The sequence below is a fragment of the Sphingobium salicis subsp. salicis genome, assembly GCF_049472635.1.
Classification (GTDB): Bacteria; Pseudomonadota; Alphaproteobacteria; order Sphingomonadales; family Sphingomonadaceae; genus Sphingobium; species Sphingobium yanoikuyae_A.
This window is the reverse complement of sequence record NZ_JAYRCS010000002.1, coordinates 221,328-239,629: the sequence shown is the minus strand read 5'-3', so window position 1 is coordinate 239,629 and position 18,302 is coordinate 221,328. Positions and strand designations below refer to the sequence as shown.

16 protein-coding genes and 1 pseudogene are annotated in these 18,302 nt (G+C 62.3%); 15 read left to right on the top strand and 2 right to left on the bottom strand.

Going from position 1 to position 18,302, the window contains the following annotated elements; genetic code table 11:
- Window positions 1-25: 25 nt before the first annotated feature.
- Window positions 26-670, bottom strand: a complete 645-nt coding sequence (locus VHN57_RS25665; RefSeq protein ID WP_026109760.1) for a DUF3422 family protein — start codon at window positions 668-670, stop codon at window positions 26-28.
- A gap of 282 nt (window positions 671-952) precedes the next feature.
- Between VHN57_RS25665 and VHN57_RS25660 the strand changes: the two genes are divergently transcribed.
- The 12 genes and pseudogenes from VHN57_RS25660 (at window position 953) to istB (ending at window position 13,656) form a co-directional block, all read left to right on the top strand.
- A complete protein-coding gene (locus VHN57_RS25660; RefSeq protein ID WP_069335617.1) occupies window positions 953-2,089 on the top strand; it encodes a thiolase family protein in 1,137 nt (378 codons plus the stop codon).
- On the top strand, window positions 2,086-4,437 hold the full coding sequence (locus VHN57_RS25655; RefSeq protein WP_069335616.1) for a 3-hydroxyacyl-CoA dehydrogenase/enoyl-CoA hydratase family protein: 2,352 nt from the start codon (window positions 2,086-2,088) through the stop codon (window positions 4,435-4,437). The genes VHN57_RS25660 and VHN57_RS25655 overlap by 4 nt, the downstream gene beginning before the upstream one ends.
- Before the next feature lie 45 nt (window positions 4,438-4,482).
- On the top strand, window positions 4,483-6,273 hold the full coding sequence (locus tag VHN57_RS25650; RefSeq protein WP_017503705.1) for an acyl-CoA dehydrogenase C-terminal domain-containing protein: 1,791 nt from the start codon (window positions 4,483-4,485) through the stop codon (window positions 6,271-6,273).
- Window positions 6,270-7,178 (top strand): NAD(P)H-dependent flavin oxidoreductase, encoded by a 909-nt coding sequence (locus tag VHN57_RS25645; protein ID WP_164546183.1) that lies wholly within the window; start codon window positions 6,270-6,272, stop codon window positions 7,176-7,178. The genes VHN57_RS25650 and VHN57_RS25645 overlap by 4 nt, the downstream gene beginning before the upstream one ends.
- Window positions 7,179-7,187: 9 nt before the next feature.
- Window positions 7,188-7,931 (top strand): electron transfer flavoprotein subunit beta/FixA family protein, encoded by a 744-nt coding sequence (locus VHN57_RS25640; RefSeq protein ID WP_004206977.1) that lies wholly within the window; start codon window positions 7,188-7,190, stop codon window positions 7,929-7,931.
- A gap of 115 nt (window positions 7,932-8,046) precedes the next feature.
- A complete protein-coding gene (locus VHN57_RS25635) occupies window positions 8,047-8,973 on the top strand; it encodes an electron transfer flavoprotein subunit alpha/FixB family protein (RefSeq protein WP_004206978.1) in 927 nt (308 codons plus the stop codon).
- An 8-nt stretch (window positions 8,974-8,981) separates the two neighbouring features.
- Window positions 8,982-9,407 (top strand): PaaI family thioesterase, encoded by a 426-nt coding sequence (locus VHN57_RS25630; RefSeq protein WP_004206979.1) that lies wholly within the window; start codon window positions 8,982-8,984, stop codon window positions 9,405-9,407.
- Window positions 9,408-9,421: 14 nt separating this feature from the next.
- Entirely contained in the window at window positions 9,422-9,721 is a 300-nt protein-coding gene (locus VHN57_RS25625; protein WP_004206980.1) for a polyhydroxyalkanoic acid system family protein, read from the top strand.
- A gap of 102 nt (window positions 9,722-9,823) precedes the next feature.
- Window positions 9,824-10,063, top strand: a complete 240-nt coding sequence (gene acpP, locus VHN57_RS25620; RefSeq protein ID WP_069335615.1) for an acyl carrier protein — start codon at window positions 9,824-9,826, stop codon at window positions 10,061-10,063.
- 295 nt (window positions 10,064-10,358) lie between these two features.
- A complete protein-coding gene (locus tag VHN57_RS25615) occupies window positions 10,359-11,258 on the top strand; it encodes an alpha/beta hydrolase family protein (protein WP_066861530.1) in 900 nt (299 codons plus the stop codon).
- Window positions 11,259-11,375: 117 nt separating this feature from the next.
- Entirely contained in the window at window positions 11,376-12,905 is a 1,530-nt protein-coding gene (gene istA, locus VHN57_RS25610; protein ID WP_423286349.1) for an IS21 family transposase, read from the top strand.
- Between the two features lie 11 nt (window positions 12,906-12,916).
- Window positions 12,917-13,656: pseudogene (gene istB, locus VHN57_RS25605) on the top strand (IS21-like element helper ATPase IstB).
- Here istB and VHN57_RS25600 read toward each other — a convergent pair.
- A complete protein-coding gene (locus tag VHN57_RS25600) occupies window positions 13,557-14,516 on the bottom strand; it encodes a hypothetical protein (protein WP_164546121.1) in 960 nt (319 codons plus the stop codon). The pseudogene istB and the gene VHN57_RS25600 overlap by 100 nt on opposite strands.
- Window positions 14,517-14,662: 146 nt before the next feature.
- Between VHN57_RS25600 and VHN57_RS25595 the strand changes: the two genes are divergently transcribed.
- The 3 genes from VHN57_RS25595 to VHN57_RS25585 are packed head-to-tail and all read left to right on the top strand — an operon-like array spanning window position 14,663 to window position 18,032.
- Complete coding sequence (locus VHN57_RS25595) at window positions 14,663-16,036, top strand: aldehyde dehydrogenase family protein (protein ID WP_277788685.1); 1,374 nt, start codon at window positions 14,663-14,665, stop codon at window positions 16,034-16,036.
- Window positions 16,037-16,040: 4 nt separating this feature from the next.
- Window positions 16,041-17,618 carry a GMC family oxidoreductase gene (locus VHN57_RS25590; protein WP_069335613.1) on the top strand — a complete coding sequence of 526 codons (1,578 nt, stop codon included), beginning with the start codon at window positions 16,041-16,043 and terminating at the stop codon, window positions 17,616-17,618.
- A gap of 12 nt (window positions 17,619-17,630) precedes the next feature.
- Window positions 17,631-18,032: a DUF2147 domain-containing protein gene (locus VHN57_RS25585; protein ID WP_066861607.1), complete on the top strand. Its 402-nt coding sequence runs from the start codon at window positions 17,631-17,633 to the stop codon at window positions 18,030-18,032.
- The last annotated feature ends 270 nt before the right edge of the window (window positions 18,033-18,302 follow it).

The following is an 18,302-nucleotide window of genomic DNA, read 5'->3' as shown; positions in this document are numbered from 1 at the left end:
TCGGGCGTGTTCGTGTGTGACGCCGTCAAGCTATTGATCTGTGCGTGCCTTCAAGCAAGGAAAGATTGCGATAATTGCCCAGTTCCTGAATGCGCTGGATGGAACGCGACACTTCGCCGTCAGCCGCCCCGTTCGCGGCAACGACCAGGCGCCCGTAGCCGCCGGCGTGAATGCGAAAGTCGCTCCAGATCCGGACGCTATCCCCGATGATGCAGGAGACGAGATGGCCCGGATGGAAGTCGGCCCGATCGACAACCGGCTCGGCGTAGCTATCGTTCGCCACAACGACGATGTGGGTTGCGCGGATGACCAGGCCCGGCAGCGTTTCCATCCACTGCAAGGTATCACTGAAGGGGCCGACGTCGGGAGCAGACCAGAACTGCGCGTCCGCGCTGACCGAGGTTGACGTTAGCGTCGTGGTGACCGCTTCACTGTGCCTTTCCCAGGCCAGCCGCCCGTTGGCGGACCACTCCGTTTCCAGGTGGCGCAGGTTGCGATCGAGTCCAGAGGCACATCGCTGCTGCAGGATCAGCCATTCCTTCTCCCGGTCATTCTCATCGACCAGGCGAACCGTCTGAAATGCCATGGCGGGCAATTCGAGTGCAGGAAAACGGCGCAGATGCATTTCGCCGACGATCTGACGCCGGAGGGGATGCTCAGAAAATCGCATGTGTGCGCCTTCGAAAACAGGTGCAGTGGCGCTTGGGGAGAGGCGCAGCCGTCGATAAGACGGGCGCGAGCATCATCGCCGGGATGAGAGTGCGCGGTTTTTCACTGGCGAGCATCCGTACGTTCCTCGGCCAAGACCTCCGATATCAAGCCTCCCGGGAACCGGTGCATGACGATTCCCTCGACGGCGTGAGAAGAGTGCCAAAGATTTTAGTTGACGTAAACGTCATTTCACGCACCATTAGGTAATCAGATGTCCGATTCCCTGGAGAGGCTATCATCGATGCGTAATGTGGTTGTTGCGGGCTATGCCCGGTCCCCCTTTCACCTGGCAGGCAAGGGCGCGCTGGCGCGCGTCCGCCCTGACGATCTGGCCGCTCAGGTCATTCGCGGACTGATTCAGCAGACCGGCGTGAAGGCCGAAGATATCGAGGATATCGTGCTGGGCTGCGCTTTTCCTGAAGGCGAGCAGGGCTTCAACATCGCGCGCCTTATCGGTCTTCTCGCCGACCTGCCGCTCTCTGTCGGCGGCATGACCGTTAATCGCTTCTGCGGATCGTCGATGAGCTCGGTCCACATCGCTGCGGGCCAGATTCAGCTTGGCGCCGGCGAGGCCTTCATCTGCGCGGGCGTGGAGTCGATGAGCCGCGTGCCGATGATGGGGTTCAATCCGCTGCCGAACCTCGAGCTCGCGAAGAAGAGCGCCGCCTATATGGGCATGGGCGACACGGCGGAGAATATCGCGACCAAATATCAGATCACCCGTGCCCAGCAGGAAGCCTTTGCGGTCGCCAGTCAGGACAAGGCGGCCGCGGCTATCGCGGCCGGCAAGCTCGAGGCCGAGATCGTGCCGATCACGACCAAGGCGGGCGTGGTCGACAAGGATGGCACGCCGCGTGCCGGCACGACGACGGAAACCCTCGCCGGGCTGAAGCCGGCCTTCAGCCAGGACGGCACGGTAACGGCGGGAACGTCCTCGCCGCTGACCGATGGCGCAAGCGCAATCCTGGTCACGAGCGAGGATTATGCGCGCGCGCATGGACTGCCGATCCTTGCCCGCATCAAGTCGGTTGCTGTCTCTGGCTGCCAGCCGGAGATCATGGGCATCGGACCGGTCGAGGCCTCGCGCAAGGCGCTGCAGCGGGCGGGGCTCAGTGTGGACCAGCTTGACGTTGTCGAGCTCAACGAAGCCTTTGCGAGCCAGTCACTGGCCTGCATCAGCGACCTGGGGCTTGACCAGTCGAAGGTCAATCTGGACGGCGGCGCCATCGCGATAGGCCACCCTCTGGGGGCGACCGGTGCGCGGATCGTGGGCAAGGCCGCGGCTCTGCTGAAGCGCGAAGGCGGCAGCTATGCGCTTGCCACCCAGTGCATCGGCGGCGGTCAGGGCATCGCCACCGTGCTGGAGGCGGCGGAATGAGCGAGCAGGCCATCAAGCCAGTCGGCGCCCCGCCGGAAACCATCAAAAAGGTCTGCGTGATCGGCGCAGGCGTCATGGGCGCCGGCATCGCAGCGCAGGTCGCCAATGCCGGCGTGCCGGTGCTGCTGCTCGATATCGTGCCCAAGGAGGGCGGCGATCGTGACGCCGTGGCGAAGGGTGCGGTCGCGAAGATGCTGAAGACCGATCCGGCGCCCTTCATGTCGAAGGCTGCGGCGAAGCTCGTTGAAACGGGCAATATCGACGACCATCTCGAGCGGGTGGCCGAATGCGACTGGATCGTCGAGGCGATCGTCGAACGGCTCGACATCAAGCAGGCGCTCTACGCCAAGCTCGAGCAGCTCAAGCGTCCGGGCACGGCGGTATCGTCCAATACCTCGACGATTCCGCTTGGCCATCTGGTCGAGGGGCGGGACGATCAGTTCAAACAGGACTTCCTGATCACCCATTTCTTCAATCCGCCGCGCTACATGCGGCTCATCGAAATCGTGACCGGCCCCGACACTGATACGGCTGTGGCGAGGCGCGTCTCGGATTTCGTCGATCGAAAGCTCGGCAAGCGCATCGTGCCGGCGCGGGACACGCCGGGCTTCATCGCCAATCGCATCGGTACCTACTGGCTGGCCGTCGCGATCAATGCCGCGATGGACCAGGGGCTGACGGTGGAGGAAGCCGACCAGATCGGCGGAAAGCCGATGGGCGTGCCCAAGACCGGCATTTTCGGCCTTGTCGATCTCGTTGGCGTCGACCTCATGCCGCTGCTCACGAAGAGCCTGTCCTCGACGCTGCCGGCAGGTGACGCCTATTTCGACACGGTGAGGCCGATGCCGCTCGTCGACAGGATGATCGCGGAAGGCTTTACCGGGCGGAAGGGCAAGGGCGGTTTCTACGCGTTCGACAAGGCGACGAAGACCAAGAAAGCGCTCGATCTCGCGACCGGCGAATATCGCGTATCGGTGAAGCCGGCTTCCTTGCCGGGCCGGGCCGAGAAGGACCTGGCAGCATTGGTTGCTGCGCCCGGCAAGGTCGGCGCCTATGCCTGGGAAATTCTCGGCAAGGTTCTTTCCTATGCCGCGAGTCTGGTCGGTGAAGCTGCGGACAACATCGTCGGCATCGATGACGCGATGAAGCTCGGCTACAACTGGAAGTTCGGGCCGTTCGAACTGATCGATCGCCTCGGGCCGGGCAAGCTCGCCGAACGGCTGGCCGCCGAGGGGCGGGATGTTCCCGCGATCTTCAAGGTAGCCGGAGATCGGCCTTTCTACCGGGTGCAGGACGGCCGTCGGCAATATCTCGATGCCGCCGGCGACTATCATGATGTCGTGCGGCCCGAGGGCGTGCTGCTGCTGGAAGACATCAAGCTCCATAGCCAGCCGATCCTCAAAAATGGTTCGGCGGCACTCTGGGATGTCGGCGACGGCGTTGCCTGCCTTGAGTTCACCGGCAAGATGAACGCGCTCGACGGCGATGTGATGAAGCTGATCGGTCAGGCGATCCCGGTCGTGCAGGACAAGTTCAAGGCGCTCGTCGTCTATAATGAGGGCAGCAATTTCTCCGCCGGCGCCAATCTCGGTCTTGCTCTGTTCGCACTGAACATCGCGGCATGGGGCGAGATCGAAAAGCTCGTCGCGGGCGGGCAGCAGGCCTACAAGGCGCTCAAATATGCGCTGTTCCCGGTCGTGAGCGCTCCGGCCGGCATGGCATTGGGCGGCGGTTGCGAGATCCTGCTCAACAGTGATGCCGTGCAGGCCCATGCCGAAAGCTATGTGGGTCTGGTCGAGTGCGGCGTGGGTCTGATCCCTGGCTGGGGCGGATGCGGTGAAATGATCGATCGCTGGCGCTCCAGTCCCGGCATGCCCAAGGGGCCGATGCCGGCCGTAGCCAAGGTCTTCGAGACGGTATCGACAGCCACTGTGGCAAAGTCGGCCGCCGAGGCGAAGGAGCATGGCTTCCTGCGTCCCTCGGACGGCATTACGATGAACCGGGACCGTCTGCTGGCGGACGCCAAGGCGAAGGCACTGGAACTGGCCGACGGTTACAAACCGCCTGTGGCTCCGGAATTCCGCTTGCCTGGCGCGGGAGGCAAGTCCGCTCTTTCGATGGCTGTCGAAGGCTTCCAGGCCCGTGGCCTCGCCACATCTTACGATGGTGTCGTATCCGGCGCGCTCGCCGACGTCCTGACGGGCGGCGAGAAGGATCTCATCGACATCGTGACCGAAGAGGATCTGCTGGCGCTCGAGCGCAAGGCCTTCATGCAACTGGTGCGCGACCCGCGGACCCAGGCGCGCGTCGAGCAGATGCTCGTCACCGGCAAGCCGCTGCGTAACTGATTGGCGGCCGGCGGCCGGATGGCCGACCGGTCAGGAGATATAAATATGCAAGTCTATGACGCCCCGTTGCGCGACATGCGCTTCGTGCTCAACGAACTCCATGCCGATGACGGCTTCGGGGATATTCCCGCGCTGTCGGAGTTCACACCGGATCTCACCGATGCGATCCTCGAGGAGGCGGCGCGCTTCTGTCGCGACGTCCTGTTGCCGATCAACCGGTCGGGCGACGAGGAGGGGTGTCATCTGGAAAACGGCGTCGTGCGGACGCCGGCGGGGTTCCCCGAAGCCTATAAGCAGTTCGCCGAAGGTGGCTGGACCGCGCTCGCATCCGATCCGGAATGGGGTGGGCAGGGGCTGCCGGAAGCGGTCAACAAGCTGGTCGAGGAGATGATCTGCTCGTCCAACCTCTCCTTCGGCCTCTACCCGGGCCTCACCCATGGTGCCACCACTGCGATCGAGGGCCATGGCAGTGACGCGCTCAAGCAGGCCTACCTGCCCAAGATGGTGAGCGGCCAGTGGTCCGGCACGATGTGCCTGACCGAGCCTCATTGCGGTACCGATCTCGGGCTCCTGCGCAGCCGCGCGGTCCCGCAGGGCGATGGCAGCTACAAGGTCACCGGCTCCAAGATCTTCATCTCCGCCGGTGAGCATGACCTGACCGAGAATATCATCCATCTCGTGCTCGCCCGCCTGCCCGACGCCCCCAAGGGCGTGAAGGGCATCAGCTTGTTTCTCGTCCCCAAATATCTGCCCAGGGAGGACGGTACTCCCGGTCAATCGAACGGCGTCGCCTGCGCCGCGATCGAGCACAAGATGGGTCTCAAGGCGTCGGCGACGTGCCAGATGAACTTCGATGATTCGATCGGCTGGATCGTCGGTGAGCCTGGCAAGGGCATGGCCGCCATGTTCACGATGATGAACACGGAGCGTGTCTCCGTCGGCATCCAGGGCCTAGGTGTGGGCGAGGCGGCGTATCAGGCGGCGGCCTGGTATGCGAAAGATCGTATTCAGGGTCGGGCGCTCTCGGGACCCAAATATCCCGATCAGGCAGCCGATCCGATCATCGTTCACCCCGATGTTCGCCGCATGTTGATGACGATGCGGGCTTATAATGAGGGATGCCGGGCGCTCTCGGCCTGGGTCTCGCGCGCCCTGGACGCGGAAAAACATTCTCCCGAACCCGAAGTGCGCCAGCGTGCGAGTGACTTCATTGCGCTCATGACCCCCGTCGTCAAAGCGCTCTTCACCGACCTTGCGTTCGACAGCGCGAACCTTGCGGTCCAATGCTATGGTGGCCACGGCTACATCCGCGAAAGCGGCGTCGAGCAATATGCCCGCGATGCCCGGATCACCATGATCTATGAGGGGACGAACGGCGTTCAGGCGCTCGATCTCGTCGGCCGCAAGCTCGGCGCCCATATGGGCCGCTATCTGCGCAGCTTCTTCCATCCGGTGTCGGCTTTCATCGAGGAAAACAACGTCGACGGACCGATGAAGCCGATGATCGAGGCGCTCGCCAAGGCGTTCGGGGCGCTGCAGCTTTCGACGGCCACGGTCGCGCAGCGGGCGCTCAAGGATCCCGAAGAGGCGGGCGCGGCGTCGGCGGACTATCTGCGTCTGATGGGCCTGGTGGCCATGGGCTATTGCTTTGCCAAGGCGACCAAGATCGCAGGCTTGCAGCTCTTCTTCGGCAGCGAGGACAAGCGCTTCTACGATGCCAAGATCAAGACGGCGACGTTCTTCTTCGAGCGTATCCTGCCTCAGGCGACCGCCAGCTTCCTGGCGATCAAGGCGGGCAAGAAGTCGCTGATGGCGCTGGAAGACGACGTGTTTTGACGCTTCCGGCAAGCCTCGAAAAGCGGCTGGCCATTCCAGCCATCGTTGCGCCGATGTTCCTTGTGTCGGGACCGGACCTTGTCGTCAGTTGCTGCGAGGCGGGACTGCTTGGTACTTTCCCGGCGCTCAACCAGCGCACCAGTCAAGGTTTCGGTGAATGGCTGGATGAAATCGAGGAGCGGCTGGCTCCCATGCCGGGAGCGGCGCCCTTCGGCGTCAACCTCATCGTCCATAAGAGCAATCCGAGGCTCGACGCCGATCTGGAACTGGTCGTTCGGCACCATGTGCCATTGGTCATCACCTCGCTCGGCGCCATCGCGGATCTTGTCCAGGTGGTTCAGGGCTATGGCGGGCTGGTCTTTCACGACGTGACGAACGTGCGTCATGCGGAAAAGGCGCTCGAAGCTGGCGTCGACGGTCTGATCGCGGTCGCTGCCGGCGCGGGGGGACATGCCGGCACGATGAGCCCGTTCGCACTGGTTGACGAGATACGGCGCTTCTTCCAGGGGCCGCTGGCGCTTTCCGGCGCCATCACGCGCGGCCACCAGATCGCGGCCGCGCAGATGATGGGGGCCGATCTTGCCTATATCGGATCCCACTTCATCGCGTCGGAAGAGAGTCTCGCCTCGCCGGCACAGAAAGACATGGTGATCGGGGCCGGACCAGCGGATATCGTCTATACGGACCGGGTCACCGGCGTCGGGGCCAATTTTCTCCGGCCCTCGCTGGAAGCCGCGACTCTCCCTGAGCCACATGGCGCGCTTTCGGTTTCGGAGGAGGCCAAGGCCTGGAAGACGATCTGGTCGGCAGGCCACGGTGTCGGCGCTACCACTGCCGTCCAACCGGCCCGATCCATCTGTGAGAGACTCATTGCCGAATATCAGGCGGCATTACAATCAGAGTAGGATTGATCCATGAAGGTGCTTGTGCCCGTCAAGCGGGTTATCGATTATAATGTGAAACCGCGCGTGAAGGCGGATGGGACGGGCGTCGATTTGGCGAACGTGAAGATGTCGATGAACCCGTTCGACGAGATCGCCGTCGAAGAGGCTATCCGCCTCAAGGAAAAGGGAGTCGCGACCGAAATCGTGGTGGTGTCGATCGGCGTCGCCAAGGCGCAGGAAACGCTGCGCACCGCGCTCGCCATGGGGGCCGACCGCGCGATCCTCGTCCAGACTGACGATGAGGTCGAGCCGCTCGCCGTCGCCAAGATCCTGAAGGCCATCGCCACCGAGGAGGCTCCAGGCCTGGTGATCCTCGGCAAGCAGGCCATCGACGATGATGCCAATCAGACCGGCCAGATGCTGGCAGCCCTTCTCGGTTGGGGGCAGGGCACATTCGCCAGCAAGGTCGAAGTATCGGGCGAGACTGTCGCGGTGACCCGTGAGGTGGATGGCGGTCTGGAGACCGTAAGCCTCAAACTGCCGGCGATCGTGACGACCGATCTGCGTCTCAACGAACCGCGCTATGCGAGCCTGCCCAATATCATGAAGGCCAAATCCAAGCCGCTGGCGACGAAGACGCCGGCCGATCTCGGTGTTGAGATCGCCTCGCGCCTCAAGACGCTCAAGGTGACCGAACCCCCCAAGCGCTCGGCGGGCATCAAGGTGGCCGACGTCGATGAATTGGTCGCCAGGCTCAAGGAAATGGCGATTTGATAAACTTTCAAACGCGCCGAACTTGCCGAACCTCTCCCATGCAAGTGACGGCGCACCCCGCTTCATCCTGTGCGCACAGAGATGAAGCGGGGGCGGATTTCTCGGAGAATAAGTTATGAATACGCTCGTCTGGGTTGAACATGACAATGCGTCGGTCAAGGATGCGACGCTATCGGCCGTCACCGCCGCTGCCAAACTTGGTGAGGTCCATCTGCTGGTTGCCGGTGCGGGCATCGGCGGCGTGGCCGAGGCTGCTGCGAAGGTCGCGGGTGTCGCCAAAGTCGTAACGTTCGACGATGCGGCGTTCAAACACGCTTTGCCCGAGAATGTCGCGCCGGCCGTCGCGGACCTGATGCGCGGCTATGACGCGTTCGTGGCGCCTTCCACTTCGAATGGCAAGAACATCGCGCCGCGCGTGGCGGCCTTGCTTGATGTGATGCAGGTCAGCGACATCCTGTCGGTGGAAAGCGCTGACACGTTCACGCGTCCCATCTACGCGGGAAATGCGATCGCGACGGTCCAGTCGTCTGATGCAAAGAAGGTTATCACGGTGCGTGGCACAGCCTTCGAGAAGGCGGCCCGCGAGGGTGGCTCGGCCAGTATCGAGGCTGCGACGGGCACGGATGCGGGACTTTCCAGCTTCGTGGGTGCCGAGATCGCCCAGTCCGAGCGCCCGGAACTCACCTCGGCCAAAATCATCGTCTCGGGCGGGCGAGCGCTGGGCTCGGCCGGGCAGTTTCATGGCGTGATCGATCCGCTGGCCGACAAGCTGGGCGCGGGTGTGGGCGCAAGCCGCGCAGCGGTCGATGCTGGCTATGCGCCCAACGATTTTCAGGTCGGCCAGACCGGCAAGATCGTGGCGCCGGAAGTCTATGTCGCCGTCGGCATATCGGGTGCGATTCAGCACCTTGCTGGCATGAAGGATAGCAAGACCATCATCGCGATCAACAAGGATGAGGACGCGCCCATCTTCCAGGTCGCCGATATCGGCCTGGTCGGCGACCTCTTCAAGATCGTTCCTGAACTGACCGAAAAGCTTTGAGGTAAGCGATGACCGGTCTGGAAGAGATCGAACAGTTCATGGCGGCCGGCACCCGGCCGCCCATGATGGATCTGTTCGACATCGATCTGCTTGAGGCGGAGGAGGGGAAGGTCGTCTTTGTCGCGACGCCCACCTCGCAGACCTACAATTTCATGGGCATCGCCCATGGTGGCTATGCCGCGACGCTGCTGGATTCGGCCTGCGGCATCGCGGCGAACTCCGCGGCCCAAGTGCCCATCAACTGCGTCACGCTCGAACTCAAGGTCGCCTATCATGCGCCCTTGACCGACAGGGTCGGGATGGTCCGTGCAATCGGCCAGGTGGTGTCGATGGGCAAGAGGGTGGCGCATACCGAGGCGCGTCTGATCGACATGGCCGGCAAACTCTATGCCTCCGCGACATCGACCTTGCTGCTCGTCGATCGGGCGGCCTGAACAGGAAAGAAGATATGGAAGTCGTTATCCCGCACAGCCTTGGTAAAATCGAAGCGAAGAGCAGGATCGAGGCCGGCCTGCCCAAGCTGGCAGCGCATATCCCGGGAGGCGGTTCGCTCAGTTCCGAGTGGGTATCGGACTACGCACTACACTTGGTCATCGGGGCGATGGGGCAGAATATCCCGGTGCAACTCGACATTGAGGATAGCGAGATTCGCGGCGACGTCAGCGTACCGCTGTTCCTCAAAATGATGTCAGGACAGATTTCGGATTTTGTGAAAACGAGCGCCGAGAAAATGCTCAGCAAGGCATGATGAATTTACTGGCCGCAGGACAATATCGTTGCTCTGCGATGATTGAGTTTACGAGAATCTGCCCTGTTTTCTAGCCGATAGTGTCCGCGCGAGGGCTTTGTGATGGAAGAAATCGCTCCCCGAGTTTTCAGGATCATTAGGCGTCAGCTCGGCGTCTATCCGGATCAGATTGCCCTTGCTTCGTCTTTCTACGATGACATCGGCGTGGATAGTCTCGATGTGCTGGAAGTTGTGATGGCGCTTGAAGACGAATTCGGACTCACTATCCCGGATGAAGCCGCCGGTGAGGTCAAAACAGTAGAGGATGCGGTCAAGCTGGTCGAAGCATGGATAGCCAAGTGAGATAAAACCCACGATCCTCTGAAACCGCAATTCACGACGACAATGAAATCTAGATAGCTCTTTGGTCGCCTGACGTATCACTTCCATGATCAAGGCTACCGTGATCGCGCATAGCCGCAATATGCTTTGCGCCAGAAACGGGATTTCATCTATCGCTTTGCCCACTCGATGACGGAATGGTGTTTCCGAAAAGAATATAGCGAACCATGTTATCTAATGACGAATTGCTGTCTTCTCACATTTGACGAACTGGCTGGTAACGTCGGAGCGGGAAGATGCATGAAAGAGGTAGATCATGCGATACCGTTCATTAGGCCTGGCTACAGTCTTGATTGTCACGAGCACCGCTTGGGCGCAGACGCCGTCGGATAACCAACATGCGCTGATCGGACCGCCCCAACTCCACGCCCTTCCCGTCACCGCTCCGACGCTCGTCGAGGCCTATGGTCCTGATCCTCTGCAGATCGGTGAACTGCGCTTGCCTGCAGGTCCTGGCCCGTTTCCCGTCGTCATGGTCATTCACGGTGGCTGCTGGACCAAAGGCTATGAGACACTGGCAGGCACGGCGCCGTTGGCGAGCGCCTTGACGGACAAGGGCGTGGCGACATGGAATATAGAGTATCGACAGGTTGGTGACACCCGCGGCGGGTGGCCTGGGACCTTCCAGGATTGGGGAGCGGCGCTCGATCACTTGAGGGTGCTGGCACGAACCCAGCCTCTGGACCTGAAGCATGTGGTGACGGTGGGACATTCTGCCGGCGCCCACGCTGCCCTGTGGCTGGCGGCCCGTCCCAGATTGCCTGCCGACAGCGAGGTCCGCGGCGCTGATCCACTGAAGGTTTCCGCCGCGGTCGCCATCGACGGCCCAGGCGACCTGCGAACCCTGTACGGGTTCGACAAGGATATTTGCGGCCGCCCGATCTTCGTCAACCTGTTCGGGGGCGCTCCTGACGCACAGGCGGGCCGCTACCGTCAGGCAAATCCGATCGAATGGCTGCCTCTGGCCGTGCCTCAATTCATGGTCGCTTCCGTCGTGCTGGAGCCTTCAGCCGCGCAAGCCTATGCAGCAGCCGCACAGTCGGCCGGCGATAAGGCGACGGTGATCACCCTGGAGAATGTGCTGATTCCGAGGGAAGCCGCCCCCTCATTCCGAAATGATGCCGCCCCCCTGTTCCGAGAATTACTCGCCCCCTGATTCCGAGATGATGTCGCCCCCTTGGCGGGGATGACGATGAAGGTCCGCTGCTGGGATTAGGTTTGCTTCCTTTGGGTTGTCCGAGGGAGGGAGCCGATGTCGGCGGAGCGATTGAGTATGCGACGGGTTCGCGAGATTTTACGGTACCGGTTTGAGCAGGGGCTGGGTCACAAGGCGATTTCGTATCGGGTGGGCGCCGCGCCCTCGACGGTGCGCGAGACGCTGAGGCGGGCAGCGGTCGCGGGTCTGGCTTGGCCGCTGGGCGCGGATGTCAGCGATGCCGTTCTGGAGGCGGCGCTTTACCGCGCGGCTGGCACCAAGACCGGCCATCGCCGCTGCCCTGAACCGGACTGGGCAGCGATCCATCGCGAGTTGAAGCGCAAGCATGTGACGCTGCAGATCGTGTGGGACGAATATATCGCTCAGCATCCGGAAGGTTATCGCTACAGCCGGTTCTGCGATCTCTATCGTGGCTGGGCGGCGAAGCTGCCGGTCACGATGCGGCAGACCCACGCCGCCGGCGAGAAGCTGTTCGTCGACTATGCGGGCGACAAGGTGGCTGTCGTGGTCGACCGGCTGACCGGCGAAATCCGCGACGCGCACATCTTCGTGGCGGTGTTGGGTGCATCGAGCCTGTCCTATGCCGAGGCGAGCTGGACCGAGACGCTGCCCGACTGGATCGCGGCGCACGTGCGGGCGCTGGAAGCCTTCGGCGGCGCGCCTGCCCTGTTCGTGCCGGACAATGCCAAGGTCGCGGTGATCAAGGCCTGCCTTTACGATCCACAGGTCAACCGCAGCTATGCCGAGATGGCGGCACATTACGACAGCGCGGTGCTGCCGACCCGTCCGCGCCGCCCACGCGACAAGGCCAAGGTGGAGGCCTGCGTGCTGATCGTCGAGCGCTGGCTGTTCGGGCGCCTTCGGCATCGGATCTTCTATAGCCTGGCCGAACTCAACGCCGCGATCGGCGACCTGCTCGCCGACCTCAATGACCGCCGTATCATGCGCCGCGTGGGCCAGACCCGGCGCCAGCTGTTCGAGGCCATCGACAGGCCTGCGCTGAAAGCTCTGCCGCTGGAACCCTATGTCTTCGCCGAATGGCGGCGGCGGCGCGCTGGTCTCGATTATCATGTCGAGATCGAGCGCCATTATTACTCGGTCCCGTATCGCTTCGCGCGCGAGCCGGTCGAGGCGCGGATCACCGCGCGTACGATCGAACTGTTCCACAAGGGTGAACGGATCGCCGCCCATATGCGCGGCTCCGGCAATGGCCGGCACACGACGATATCCGAGCATATGCCGTCATCGCACCGGCGCTTCGCCGACTGGACGATCGAACGCATCGCCACCGAGGCGGCCGCGATCGGCCCCTGTGCCGCCCTGCTGTGGGAGAAAATCCTGACCGATCGCCCGCATCCCGAGCAGGGCTTCCGGGCCTGCCTGGGCATCGTGCGCCTGGTGAAGGGCTTCGGCCGCGAACGGGTCGAAGCGGCGTGCAGCCGGGCGCTCGATATCGGCGCACGCACCTATGGATCGGTCCGATCGATCCTCGACAACCGGCTCGATCAGGCGCCCGCGCCCCGGCAGGCGCGCGACGATCGGACGATCACCCACCCGAATATCCGGGGTTCCCGCTACTATCACTGAAGGAGATCATGATGCTTCAACATCCCACTCTCGACCGGCTGAACGCAATGGGGCTGGCTGGCATGGCCAGGGCGTTCGACGAACTGGCCGCCAATGCCGAAGCCGAGCGGCTCACCCATCCCGAATGGCTGGCGCTGCTGCTCGACCGCGAATGGAGCTTCCGCCACGACCGCAAGCTGGCCGCCCGGCTGCGGTTCGCCAAGCTGCGCCATCAGGCAACCCCCGAGGATGTCGATTATCGCAGCCATCGAGGTCTCGACCGGGGGCTGTTCCTCAAGCTCGTCGCTGGTGACTGGATCGCCGCTCGCGACAATCTCGTCATCTGCGGCCCGACTGGCGTCGGGAAATCATGGCGGCCTGCGCGCTAGGCCATAAGGCCTGCCGCGACGACCGTTCGGTGCTGTATCAGCGGGTGCCCAAGCTGTTCGCCAGCCTGGCGTTGGCACGCGGCGACGGACGCTACGCCCGCATCCTGGCCAAGCTCGGCAGCGTTCAGCTCCTGATTCTTGATGACTGGGGGCTTGAGCCACTCGATGCTCATGCCCGCTACGACCTCCTCGAAATCCTAGAAGAGCGTTATGGCCGTCGCTCGACGATGGTCACCAGCCAGCTGCCGATCGCGGCGTGGCACGAGGTGATCGGCGATCCGACCTATGCCGACGCCATCCTCGACCGGCTCGTCCACAACGCCCACCGCCTGGACCTCGACGGTGACAGCATGCGCCGGGTCAAATCCCCTTCAGAGGCTTGACGGCCGGCACGAACGAAATAACAACAGACGTAGCCAGCACGGCCCTGTCTCCGGGGGGGCGACATCATCTCGGAACGAAGGGGCGCAATCATCTCGGAAACGAGGGGCGGCTTCATCGGAATCGGCACGCGCAGGGCAAAATCGTGGCTTTCGGCATCGAGGGGAGCGATTAATGCCGCCTTTTTCAGCCATGTGCGCAGAGCGGGCGATAAGGGCGCCAACACCATCTGATCGAGATAACAGATGATCTCGGGCCATAAATGCAGTGGCTGCATCCGGTGGGATACACGGCCCGCGATGCGGCACAATGCGGGCCAACCCTGTGTGTCCGATATGATCCGGTCGAGGGCTGAAGGGAGCCGGATCAATTCCTTCAGATCCTGGGCGCGGCAGGCCAGGGCATCGGGGCCGACTTCCTGCCAGTCAGCGTTGAGGACGCCAAATCCCCAGGGGGCGGAGGTTGCAAGGACCGCTCGCCAATCATCGGGAAGAGCATCCATCATGTCTCTTGTCAGCGTTTCGAGATGCGGCGCTTCCTGAACATCATCGAGGCAAATAATCCCGGGCCTGTCCTGATGCCATATCCATTGGAGAATGGACTCGATGTCCGCGGCGGTTCCGGCCTGAAAGGCGAGGCGACGCAGGGTGCCCTTCTTTGTGTCGTCGCTTGCAAGACTTGCCCAAAGCGCCGGGCGACCAGTGTCCGCCGCCTCCTTCCAACCGGCCGCGAGCGTCGCCGATTTGCCGTAGCCGCAAGGTGCGCGCAGCAGGCTGACGCGCGCGGTCAATTCCACACGGCGAAGTGCCGTTTCCGCCAGTCGCGAAAGCAGCGTTGGAGTCCATTCGGTTCCCAGGCCCATGTCGGGTCGATACTACATGTTCGTGTAGTTCCCTATTGCTTTTGCGCTCGTAAGACTCGCGCGAAGGTCATGTTTTCGACGAGAATGAAATGATTGAAGAGAGCCATTCGATTTCGCAGGAACCCTGTGATGGCCGCCCGGTGGAAATGCTCTTCACCGCGCAAAAGGCAATGTCGGACGAGCGCCGGATGCGCTTTGGCCTTGCTGAAAGACGCGCTGCGCTGGCGCGCCTCGCGGCTGCCATACGAAAGTTCGAAGGGGAGATCGTCCAGGCCATGGCGACCGACTTCGGCAAGCCGGAGGCCGAAGTGTTTCTGACGGAAATTCTTCCGGTCATGCAGGAAATCCGCCACAGCCGTCGTAATCTGCGCCGATGGATGCGGCCAGTCCATGTCGGACCGACATTGATCGGTTTCGGCACGGCCGGACGGATCGTGCCGCAGCCACGCGGCGTGTGCCTTATCATCGCGCCCTGGAATTACCCATTCAATCTCTGCCTGGGGCCGCTTGTCTCCTGCCTTGCTGCCGGCAACAGCGCTATCCTGAAGCCTTCGGAGATGACACCTGCTACCTCGGGCGTCATCGCGCGGCTGATCGCCGACACATTTCCGCCAGACTTGGTTACCGTCGCCCTCGGCGGGAAGGAGATGTCTCAGGCCCTGCTCGCGCTGCCCTTCGATCATATCTTCTTCACCGGCAGCCCCGAGGTCGGGAAAGTCGTAATGCAGGCAGCCTCCCGCCACCTGACCTCCGTTACGCTGGAACTGGGTGGCAAGTCGCCCACGATCGTGGGACCGGATGCCGACATAGAGACGGCCGCCAGTTGGATCGCCTTCGGCAAATTCTCCAATGCCGGTCAAACCTGCATCGCGCCCGATCATGTGTTCGTCCACGCTTCGATCCGCGACCGGTTCGTGGAAGCGCTGCGCCGCCGGATCGCCGCCGCTTATGGTTCGGGCATGACGAGCCCCTATCTCGCAAGGATCGTCAATGATCGCCATGCGGACAGACTGGGGGGCCTGATTGCGGATGCCCTGGCCACGGGCGGGCGGATCATTGTCGGCGGCGAAAGGCAGGGAAGGGCGCTGGCGCCCACAGTGCTGGAGGCGATCGCTCCCGAGGCGGCGATCGACCATGAGGAGATATTCGGTCCCGTCCTGCCGGTCCTGACCTATGATGACATTGAAACCGTGATCGGTCGGATCAACGCAAGACCCAAGCCGCTGGCGCTTTATGTGTTCGATCGTGACCGGGCGAGAGTGGATCATATCCTGGCGGCCACGACTTCCGGCAGTGCAGGCGTCAACCTTACCATCGTCCAATACGTCCACGATCATCTGCCGTTCGGCGGTGTGAACAATTCCGGGATCGGGGCGGCACATGGCCATCACGGGTTCCGGACTTTCAGTCATGAGCGCGCCGTTCTCCAGAACCGCTTCTCCGCTCTGCCTCTCGTCTTTCCTCCCTATTCGGGCCGGGCAGCGCGTCTGATCCGACTTGCCAAACGCTTTCTGGGGTAAATCCATGTACGACTATATCATCATTGGCGGCGGCTCGGCCGGCTGCGTCATGGCCAACCGCCTTTCTGCTGATTCGGATAAAGCTGTCTGCCTCATCGAGGCGGGGCCGCGCGATCGCAATCCCTTCATTCACATGCCGCTTGGCGTCAGCGTCATTGCCCGCACGGGATGGGTGAACTGGAACTGTGAGACCGAAGTCGAGCCTCACCTTAACAACCGGCGGCTCTATTGGCCGCGCGGCAAGACGCTGGGTGGCAGCAGCTCGATCAATGCAATGGTCTACATTCGCGGCGATCGGGCGGACTATGAGGGCTGGGGGGCGGCCGCCGGAGCTGACTGGGACTGGCCGCGCATGCGCGAGCTTTTTATCGCGCTCGAAAACAATCAGGCTATCCACGACGAGCATCATGGCAATGCCGGGCCACTTTGCGTCTCCAATCTTGGGCGAGTGAACCCACTTACGGAAGACTTCGTCGAAGCTGGGGTGGAACTGCACTACCCGCGAAATCCCGACTTCAATGGCGTGAGCCAGGAAGGCTTTGGTGTCTATCAGGTGACCCAGAAAGACGGGCAACGGTTCAGCACGGCGCGAGCGTTTCTCGATCCGGCTCGCTCGCGCAAGAATCTCGCCATCGAAACGAACGGCCTCGTCGAACGGATACTGTTCAAGGACCGTCGCGCCATCGGGGTCCGCGTCGGCGGCCGGGACCTGCTGCTGCGCCCCGGTGGAGAGGTGATCCTTTCGGCTGGCGCGGTCAATTCGCCGCAGATTCTGATGCTGTCGGGCGTCGGCCCGGCGAGCGAACTCAGGCAGCATGGCATAGAGATCGTTCTGGATGCGCCCGAAGTCGGAGCCAATCTCGCCGATCACCTCGACTATACGGCTGTGGCAACCACGGCCGATCGCGAAGGATTTGGGGTGGCGCCCAGTTTCCTGCCTCGTGCGATACGCGGCGCATGGAGCTATTTCCTTCATCATGAAGGCGAATTGACGTCAAATGCCTCGGAGGGCGGCGCTTTCCTCAAATCCGACGCCGGCCGGGAGCGGCCCAATCTTCAATTCCATTTCCTGCCGGCGATCCTGCGTGACCATGGCCGCAAGACAGCCTTCGGCTACGGAATGACCGTGCATGTCTGCGACCTTCTACCGAAGAGCCGCGGCAGGATCGGGCTCAAGATCGCCGATCCCACGGCTCATCCGCGCATAGAGGGCAATTATCTCAGTCATCCCGATGATGTGGGCGTCTTGCTGAATGGCGCGAAGCTAGCCCGCAAGCTCCTTCATGCGCCGGCGCTCGCCCGTCACTTGCGCGAGGAGGTGCGACCGGGACCCGCGGTCCAGACCGACGAGGCTCTGATCGACGACATCCGCGCGCGCGCTGAAACAATCTATCATCCGGTAGGAACATGCCGCATGGGCAGTGACTCGGCATCCGTGGTCGATCCGGCAGCCCGTGTACGTGGCATTGACGGTTTGCGCGTGGTCGATGCATCGATCATGCCGTCGATCGTGTCGGGCAACACTAACGCGCCTACCATGGCGATCGCGGAAAATGTCGCGCAAATGATGATCCGGCCTTGAGGAAGAATGGCGATGAGGTTCAGTTTCGTATTGGCAGCCATGCTGCTACTTGCAACATCTGCGTCCGTCGAGGCACAGCGCGCTTCTTTCGGAGTGTGGAAGAATCCGCAGGACAGCGTACATGTGCGAGCCCAGCCGTGCGGAAGCAGAATGTGCGGGGTCGTGGTCTGGGCAAGTGACAAAGCCAAGGCGGATGCGCGGCGCGGCGGGACAAACGATCTGGTAGGTCTGATCCTGTTTCGCGATTTTGTTCCTGAAAAGAAGGGCGTGTGGCGCGGCAGTGTTTTTGTACCCGACATCGGCCAAACCTTCTCTGGAACAATCACCACGCTCGACGATCGGCGGATGGAGGGAAAGGGGTGCCTGACAGGGCGGATCATGTGCAAATCGCAGATATGGACGAAAGTGAACTGAAATCCGTCCAATCATCGTCTGACCGAGAGCGGCAAGCCAAGGATTTTAATAAGACACATCAAAAGCTTCTACGATAAATTGAAGAGGCGCGGAGCAGGAAGCGGGCATGGCGACAGCGATGTGTGCAGCCGCCACGGGATCAATTCGGCGACGGGCATGCGACTTGGTCAGCGTAAGCAGGCGGATAATCCGTTATTGATCGTCGCGGCCAGAAGACGGTCCGCTGCGGCAGCGGCTGCACGAACAGATTAACCTAATGGAAATCACACG